This is a genomic window from Bradyrhizobium sp. (genome assembly GCF_019244115.1).
GTDB lineage: Bacteria > Pseudomonadota > Alphaproteobacteria > Rhizobiales > Xanthobacteraceae > Bradyrhizobium.
Genome location: NZ_JAFATE010000635.1, coordinates 1 through 7255 on the forward strand (window position 1 = coordinate 1; position 7255 = coordinate 7255).

Annotated in this window: 7 protein-coding genes; all 7 read right to left on the bottom strand. The window is 59.2% G+C overall.

What is annotated here, in order from left to right; genetic code table 11:
- Positions 1–141: 141 nt before the first annotated feature.
- Complete coding sequence (locus tag JOZ76_RS27855) at positions 142–930, bottom strand: CbtA family protein (protein ID WP_291704137.1); 789 nt, start codon at positions 928–930, stop codon at positions 142–144.
- A gap of 10 nt (positions 931–940) precedes the next feature.
- On the bottom strand, positions 941–1123 hold the full coding sequence (locus tag JOZ76_RS27860) for a CbtB domain-containing protein (RefSeq protein WP_291704139.1): 183 nt from the start codon (positions 1121–1123) through the stop codon (positions 941–943).
- Positions 1123–1401 (bottom strand): hypothetical protein, encoded by a 279-nt coding sequence (locus JOZ76_RS27865; protein ID WP_291704141.1) that lies wholly within the window; start codon positions 1399–1401, stop codon positions 1123–1125. The genes JOZ76_RS27860 and JOZ76_RS27865 overlap by 1 nt, the downstream gene beginning before the upstream one ends.
- An 81-nt stretch (positions 1402–1482) precedes the next feature.
- On the bottom strand, positions 1483–2286 hold the full coding sequence (locus tag JOZ76_RS27870; protein ID WP_291704143.1) for an MBL fold metallo-hydrolase: 804 nt from the start codon (positions 2284–2286) through the stop codon (positions 1483–1485).
- Positions 2287–2942: 656 nt separating this feature from the next.
- Positions 2943–4886, bottom strand: coding sequence for a DUF3732 domain-containing protein (locus JOZ76_RS27875; protein ID WP_291704145.1), 1944 nt, complete (start codon positions 4884–4886; stop codon positions 2943–2945).
- The gene (locus tag JOZ76_RS27880; RefSeq protein ID WP_291704147.1) at positions 4883–5410 is read right to left on the bottom strand and encodes a three component ABC system middle component; all 528 of its coding nucleotides are present in this window, start codon (positions 5408–5410) and stop codon (positions 4883–4885) included. Before JOZ76_RS27880 ends, JOZ76_RS27875 begins: the two co-directional genes overlap by 4 nt.
- Positions 5403–6584 (bottom strand): ABC-three component system protein, encoded by a 1182-nt coding sequence (locus tag JOZ76_RS27885; protein ID WP_291704149.1) that lies wholly within the window; start codon positions 6582–6584, stop codon positions 5403–5405. Before JOZ76_RS27885 ends, JOZ76_RS27880 begins: the two co-directional genes overlap by 8 nt.
- Positions 6585–7255: the final 671 nt, after the last annotated feature.

Consider the following 7255-nt stretch of genomic DNA (forward strand, 5'->3'; position numbering starts at 1 on the left):
CGGGCCCGATTCGCTCGCGATGCAGATTGCCGTCAGCGCCGCCGGGCTCGCGGCGATGACCCTGGTCGCCGCCTACGTGTCCTGGTCCAAGCAGCAGGACCGCATCCGGGTCATGGGCGCGGAGGCCTGACGCGTCACGGTTCAGGCGCCGCTCGGGCGCGCCGGCGCGACCGCGGCGCTCGACTGATCGAAATAGGCGTAGGCGATGCTGGTCAGGGCGCCGAGCAGGGACCAGAACACGAGGCTGGTCAGCGCGACGGCGACGACGAACTGATGCGCGAGGGATGACGGCACGTTGGTTTCGACGCTCGTTAGTTCGGGCGCGCCGATGACATGCGGCAGCATCAGCAGAATCAGCCCCGCGATCGCCGCAGGCGCGGTGGCGCGCAGAAAAATCAGGCCGAGGCCCGCGGCGGTCGCGGCCGCCGCCATCACCCACCAGATCTGCCGCGACAGCAGCGGCGCGGCCGGGACTCCCGGCAGCTCCGGCGGCAGGCCGAGGCTCGGCGCGAGCGTGAACACAACAAATCCCGCCAGTCCCCAGACCAGGCCGTCATGCCAGGACACGGTCGCACCCGCGCCTCCGCCGCGAAAGGCGAACAGCGCGGCCAGCATCAGCGCGAATCCGATCGCGGTCAGGACGTTGGCGCCGGCGGTGTAGGCATTGCGCTCCAGCCCATCCCGGGGCTCCCAGGCTTCCGCCGCATGCTCGTGCGCCGCGCCTGCCTCGCCATGACCGTGGCCGACGGTCGTCATCGATCCCGATGGGATTGCCGGCGCCGCGGCGCCGTGATGCTCCGCCGCCTTCTCATAGACCTCCGCCTTGAGAATCAAGGGCACGGTGCCGAATTGCTGGATCACGGTGACCGCAAGGCCGGTGGCAAGGCCGGCCACCACGGCCGCAAACACGATCGCACGAAACGCGTTCATGGCTTTAAGGCTAGTGGCACGGGAAAGCGTTGGAGTGCCTGACGTCGTGGGCCGCGTTGTGCACCACGTCGATATGCGAGAAGCCGACCACGCCCACGATGAAGAGGCCGAGCGCCAGCGCGAGGGCGCACTGGGCAAGCCGGCTGACATCGCTGCCGATAGCCGGCAGCTGGGCGGTATGAGACTGGGCCATCAAGATTCTCCGTATCCTGTTACTGGCGATGATAGCAGTTTTCGGGCGATGTCACGACTGGTCAGGTGAAGATTCGTCCCCGGTGGAAGCTCCTTATGCGCGATCTTGGCGGTCGCCGCCGACCTGAAGGCGTGTTCGTGTTCGCAAAAATGCCGCAGGCAATCCGCGGGCGCCGGATCGAAGCCAAGCAGCGTGCGAAAGGCCCGCCGGTGCACCATGCACGATGCCGAATGCTCATCGAGCTGAAACGCCAGCGCGTCGATGTCCGGCCGCCACACGGCGCCGACGTTCGCGACGCCGCCCGGGGGCGAAGCTTCGACATGCGCCATCATGGCGGCCCCATCATCGGCGGAAAACCATCACGCGATCGCCGCGAGATGGCGCGCGACCGAGGCCGCGAATGCGGCCTTGGCGCCGGCGGCGATGTTGCGGTCCCACCAGGCGCCAAAAATGCGATCGAACGCGAGCGGCGCGATCACATCGGCGATGCGCCGGACGGCGGCCGCGCCGAGCGGAATGTAGTTCGGATAGGAGTACATGAAGCTGACATGACGGCGGTCCATCGCGACCATCGCGATGTCGCCGACGAACAGCGCGCCCCTGCCCTCCGCGGCCTTGGTCCAGTGCAGCACGGTGGCGCCGGGAAAATGCCCGCCGGTGCGCAGCAGCGTGATGTCGTCCGAGAGTTTTTGCGTTTCGCCGGACCACGGCACGATCGAAGGATGCGGCCGCGTGACGAAGGCGCGGTCGTCGCCATGCAGATAGACCGGCACGCCGCCAAAGGCCTCGCTCCAGTCGGCAACCGCGCCATAAAAATGCGGATGCGACACCGCGATCGCCTTTAAGCCCCCGAGCGCGCGCACATGGGCCACCGCCTCGTCGGTTGCCAGCGGCACGCAATCCCACATCACGCAGCCATCCGCCTCGGGAAGCAGCAGCGCGCGCTGGCCGATCGCAAAGGACGGCTCGACGCGCAGGCCGACAATGCCGAGATCGTCACGGAAGGCGATCTTATAGCGCGCACGCATCTCCTCGCGCGTGAGAAAATTTTGGCCCTGCCAGTTCACGAACTGCCGCTCATCCTCGCAGATCAGGCAGGCGCGCGGCGGCGCGTCGCTACCTGGAAACTGCGCGCCGCATTGAAAGCAGGTCCACAGGGGCATGATCAATTCCAATCGCAAAAGGCGTCCGCTGCCTCGACGGCATAACCCAGGGTGCGGCAGAACCCAACCGCCGCCGTTGCAGGGCACGCCTACGCATTCCCGCGGCATGACATTGCCCGAGTGATGCATCTGTCGTGACCCTCTTGAAGACCAGAGGGAGCAGGGAATGCCGGGTGCAGGCTGCACCCATGGCCCGCCTGCAGCAAAAAAATGCAGGCGGCAGGTACCACAGGTCCAGCCGGAGCAACCCGGCATTCCCTGCGCGATGGTTTACGGCTTATAGCGCGATCTCCCCGGTGTACCGGGCTTTCTAGCCACCGTCGCCCTGCGAAACGTCTTCGCAAGACTTGATCCCAGCGTCGGGGGATCAGGACCACGCGCCTTCGCTCGTCCGTGACGATGTTTTCGTCGGCGCGCCAAAGCGCGCTGCACACCCTCACGTCCACCGCATCCTGTTTCCAACGTCCGTGACGATCGCGAGCCGCCCCTCTGGGGGAATCAGGACGCGGAGAGTGAAGCATAGATTTCTGAAAAATGGAAGAATTTTTTTGGGCAGAGGACTGGACAGGGAAATCAGGTTGAAATTGCTGGAGAAAACTTCGTTTGCGAGATCGCGATACGGGTCATGACTAAATGTATACGATCAATTTGACCTGTCATGAGATCCAATCCTGCGGCACCAATTTGTCGCCCTGACGCCATCGCTCGACAACGGCGTCCTCAAACCATTTCTCCTTTAGATCCGCGTGATCAATAAGGATGACCTGGAAGGTCGGCGCCAACTCTTGAGTGACTCTATTGATAAGCGCAAACAGCTTTTGAACCGCGGTCTTGTCCTCGTCCTCAAGTGAAACGAGAGAGCCATCGTCGGCGTCTTGCTCTGGGGGATAATGTGCTTGGGAAGGCTGATCGAGGATGAGAAAGGCCGGCACCGGGCGTACTTTCCTGCGAAACCAATGGTGCAGCGCTAAGTGCGTAACAACGTGGTAGCCGACCCAGTTCTCGCCGCTACCCATTCGCTGTAGCGGCACAGGTCCATCAAGCGTATCGGCTATCACCGTGAGCTTACGTATGTCTAATCGCAGTTGGCTACCCTTGTGCTCAAGGTCTAGATCGGCAGAGTAATCAGTCATCAATCGACCAATGATGTTCAGATATGTCTCAATTCGCTCCTGATCAGACTCTCCATCAATTTCGCGTTCTAGTGCCCTGACCCGCAGCTTGGCTTCATCGATCGCCCTAACCATAGCGGAGTTGTCTTGACTGGCCGTCACGCCGGCTAAGTACTGCGTTATCTTCCCAATTGTCCGCGCCTGCTGAATGAAACTGTCGCGCTGCGCCCGCAATAAATCGTTCTCACGAATTTGCGCGAGAATGCGAGCGTTGTTGTTGCGAAGGCTTTCTTCGATGCGCCTTTCCGTCTCCTGTAGTGAAGCCAGCCGGAATTGTATCCGTGGGTTCTCAACTTCGACTGCCTCAAGCTCTTCTGAAACTACCCGCAGGGCATCCGCGACCTGAGCAGCCGATGGAACGGCTACCTCGAGCACCGATTCACAAAGAGGACACTGTTGGTGTTCCGCCACCTCCTTACGGAAAAGGCCAACCGCGCTCAATCTAGCTCGTTGCTCCTTGGCTTCCCGCTGATATCCGGTACTTTCCAATCGAAATGCGGCCGTAGCCCGCAGCTCCAGCTTGATTGTTTCCAACTCGCGACGCATCCTCCCTCGTTCGCTTCTGAGTTCGGCAAGAACTCCCTCACCGTCGCCGACAACGAGTTGCTCTGTTAGTACGTCCTGACGAACCGCGTCTTTCAGCACCGAAAGTGCTGCCGGGTAGTCCGGGACAGAGACGTTTTCTCCAACCAGGCCTACCGAGCGTGCCTCATCCAGTAGAGTGCGCGCTTGGGGGAAATCGGCATCATCGACTTCAGACGCCTCCTTCAGCTGTCGCTCCAGTCGCCGAAGAGCGCGCTTCTCCGCATCCAACTGCGAAAGCTTAAGTAAGCGGTCTTCATCAATTGCTCCCAGAAAATATGGGAACGTGTCTTTGATCGCTTGAGCAATAAAATTGTCGCCCTGTCGATGAAACAAGACGTTCTTGCTGTCGATCTCGTCCTGATCTTGGATCGAAAACGTCAGCGCGTGCCGAATATTTGCCTCCAACGGGGCACGCGTTTGCCCCGCCGCCGGGCGATGCTCATTCTCGCTGATGCCGATTGAGGCACCAAGATAGCTTTCCAACGCATCAACCGTCGTATTCTTCTGGAGGGCGCTGAAGGGCGGCGTTGCTACCGTGTGGCCACGTTGGATATAAACATCAGGACTTGTCTTGATGCCTGGACCCGGATTACGGCGCGCGACAAACAATTGGCTTTCGGCCAACTGGAACAGGACTGCGAACCACGAAACGTGCTTTCGGATCACGCCCTCGGCGACATAGCAATCGCCGCGCCCCATGCAGTAATCAATGATGTCTATAAGGGCCGACTTGCCCGTCTTCGATGCCCCGGTAATAACGTTCAACCGCCCGACGTTTAGTGAAAGTTCTCGAATGTGATCATCATGACTGTATAGGACAATCTTAGCGATTTGCATCGTCATGGAGTTACTCCCCAGGCAGCCATGATCGTTGCGGCAGTTCCAGCCGCAGCAAACCACCTTCCAAGAAATGCTGCTCTCTCTAAGCACTCACGCGATTCATCCGTAAGCCGGAGACTCTTGGGAAGCGCGGCAGGAAAGCCGGTCCGCCCGATGGTGAGTGCGCCGGCTTCGACGGCAAGGTGTTCCTGAGCCAACGCGAACATCAAGCCCTGTTGCATCATCGGCTTCATCATCCGGACCCGTTCGGCGAACGTAACTAACTGCTCTTTATTCGTCTGAAGCCAGGGCAGCAGTGCTGTCGCGGTGCTCTTTGGCAAATTCTCCCGGGAGCGACGGTGCAAGACAACTGCTGGCAGCAAAAAAACCAAAGCGAACGGCATGGGCTGTCGAGCCTTCTTTGTGTAGTCTTGAACCATGCGGCACGAAAGCGCCGCCATGAACGCTGGATTGAATAAGTTCGCCTGCTCTGCAGGTCTTGAGGCCCAAGTGCGACCGCCACGCTCGTGCGTGGGTTCGTCAGTCATCGCTCACCCTCAGGTTCTCGTAATCCGGATGCCATCCAACGGCAAACCGGTTTGCCAGGATGTGAAAACTGCCATGTGTTAAAAATCGCTGCCGGATTGATCGAAGCGGAAACTCAGCCTGCTGTTCGACCCAGGCGAAGACTTTTTGTCCGGCTCTGATCTTCTGCGCCTCATTACATCCCGCATCTAGCTGTTCACATTCTGCCTCGAAACGAGGCTCCCAAGCCTCAATCAATGAACGCTCGTAGAAATCGAGCTCGTTGCCCACGAGTAACTCTTCGCGAGCCCAACGAGATCGCTGCTCAAACGCCCGGTAATAGTCGCGGATCGCCCACTCGATGCGCTTGTTCCCAACCTGGATTTGACGAAGCTGCGAAACAAAGGGACGTTTGTCCAACTCAGCTACGATTGCTTCGCTTGGTGTTGCGTCAGCGAAGTCGACCGGGAGTGTGTCGCGCTGGAAGCTCTCTCGCAGCTCATCAATTTTGGCATCTACCGCAGTGACGGGAATTGAGCTGTTGGCGGGTGAAGAGAGGGACTGGATAACCAATCCGATCCACCACCCCTCAAGTCGCTCCACGAATAGAGGTAAATGTTCGTTTGCAACGGCGTGAAAAAGCTCAGCCTCGATGTCGCCGTACACGTCATTAACAGACGAGCTGTTGTCAAGCACTGCTACCGCGTGAAGCAGTGATAGGCGTGCTTCCGGCGACAAGGCCATAAACGCCTTGTAGGCAGCTGCATTGGTTGCACTTTGGGATTTCGCCGCAACGCCCTCAAGAAGTGCCAGGGCCGCCTCTTCATCACGGTCGCTTGTCTTGAGAAAGGAGGCAGCCGACTTGTCCGGCGCTCTCCCAGTTGTAATCAGAAAGAATTTGTTCGAGGAAAGGATAGAAACATCGTCTTTGGCTCGATCTGACCAGACGCGAAGCGTTTTCCAAAGATCCGCGCTCGCGTCACTAAGGCTTCCTTGCTTTCCGACGTGATGCTTGGTCTGGATCAGTTCGATCGGTAAGCCGCTCAGCTCGAACGCGACATCGTCGAACTTCTCGATTGAGATCTCCGCGCCCGGATTCTGCCGCGTTGCCACTATTGCTGCATAGAGCGCGTATCTGCATTGATAAAGGTATCCAAGTATCGACGCGGTCGCGTCGAACTTGTTTTCCCCCACCATTGTTCCCGCCAGCCTAGTAATTCCTGAAATTCTAACAAGCTCTGTGACCCCGTCAACCATTGAGCGATGCAGTCAAAAAATCAATTGTGCGTTGCTGTACAATCCAGCGGCTCGCTTGTGCTGTGCGTAGGCTCATCTGGCAAGACGCACAGACGACCCACTATGAGCCACGGGCGGCAGTCGTGATCGAACCAGTCTCCGTCGCCAGCCTCCGTACAGCGGGAATATTTGCAAACAAACGTTTGCCGATTACCGCCTCAGAACCGGCAAACCGGGTCCGGAGACAAAATCAAAGTTGCGAAAAGCCCCGATTTCCGGCGCATTCGCTCGTCCCTCCCCAAGCCTGGCAGGTGTTAATGGGGTGGCTGGAGCGGCAGGTATTGAACCCAGCAAATGCCCAATCGTAGGGAGGTGATCGTGCACTTCCCGATCGGCTAACGACGTGGTTACTCGGTGGCGATTCCAAGAAATGGAAAAGCCGCCCCAAGGGGGCGGCTTTTCCAATTTACGCTGGTTTCAGCATCAAACTTGGTTGCGGGGGCCCGCAACAAACGCCCCCTTAGACTGCCCGCCCTGCGGTTTGTAGCCTGATCGCGCGTGCAAGCTTATGAAAATGAGGGGGATCTCTCTGGTCCGTCTAAGCAAAATCGGCAACGGTCCTGCTGCCCTCG

Bases quoted from the DNA above. Each gene is read 5' to 3' on its own strand.
- JOZ76_RS27855 (WP_291704137.1), bottom strand. From the start codon at position 930: ATGAACGCGTTTCGTGCGATCGTGTTTGCGGCCGTGGTGGCCGGCCTT.
- JOZ76_RS27860 (WP_291704139.1), bottom strand. From the start codon at position 1,123: ATGGCCCAGTCTCATACCGCCCAGCTGCCGGCTATCGGCAGCGATGTC.
- JOZ76_RS27870 (WP_291704143.1), bottom strand. From the start codon at position 2,286: ATGCCCCTGTGGACCTGCTTTCAATGCGGCGCGCAGTTTCCAGGTAGC.
- JOZ76_RS27875 (WP_291704145.1), bottom strand. From the start codon at position 4,886: ATGACGATGCAAATCGCTAAGATTGTCCTATACAGTCATGATGATCAC.
- JOZ76_RS27880 (WP_291704147.1), bottom strand. From the start codon at position 5,410: ATGACTGACGAACCCACGCACGAGCGTGGCGGTCGCACTTGGGCCTCA.
- JOZ76_RS27885 (WP_291704149.1), bottom strand. From the start codon at position 6,584: ATGGTGGGGGAAAACAAGTTCGACGCGACCGCGTCGATACTTGGATAC.